Origin of the sequence: Thiocystis violacea, assembly GCF_016583565.1 — a bacterium.
GTDB lineage: Bacteria > Pseudomonadota > Gammaproteobacteria > Chromatiales > Chromatiaceae > Thiorhodococcus > Thiorhodococcus violaceus_A.
Map to the genome: position 1 here is coordinate 1 of NZ_NRRF01000288.1, position 502 is coordinate 502.

The window sequence follows — 502 nt, forward strand, 5'->3', positions numbered from 1 at the left end:
CGCCCTCGCCGCCGACGATGGCGATGGCGTTCTTGCCCGAGCCGGTCCGCTCGCCCTTGTCCGACGTGTATTGGTCGAACTCGACGATTTCGGCGCCCTTGCCGGCGCGGCGCTTGACCTCGGCCTCGGCCTCCTCGACCTGGCCGATCTTGTCGATCAACTTGTTCGCCAGGGCCTGTTCGGCCGAATAGGGGCCGGCCTCGATCACGGTCTTTAGCGCCGCCGGCGTCGTCTTGCGGTCCTGGGCCGCATTGGCCAGGGCGCTGTCATAGATGGAGGTCATCCAGGCGGTCATGGCCTCGCGGTGCGGGCCGGTATAGTCGCTCTGGGTGTATTCGTTGACGGCGTTCTTGTACTCGTAGCGCTGCTCGAAATCGGCGCGCACCCCGTATTTCTCGAACGCCCGCCCCAGGAAGACGCTGTCGGCCGAGAAGCCGGTCGCCTGGAAGCCGGCCGTGTTCTGCATCCACAGTTCCGAGGCCGAGGCCCCGACCATATAGGT

General features: G+C 66.1%; 1 protein-coding gene. It reads right to left on the minus strand.

Translation table 11 applies throughout. The annotated features are described in order from the left end of the window. A partial coding sequence (locus CKO23_RS25245) for a S49 family peptidase (protein ID WP_242482728.1) occupies positions 1-466 on the minus strand: 466 nt, incomplete at its 3' end. Positions 467-502: the final 36 nt, after the last annotated feature.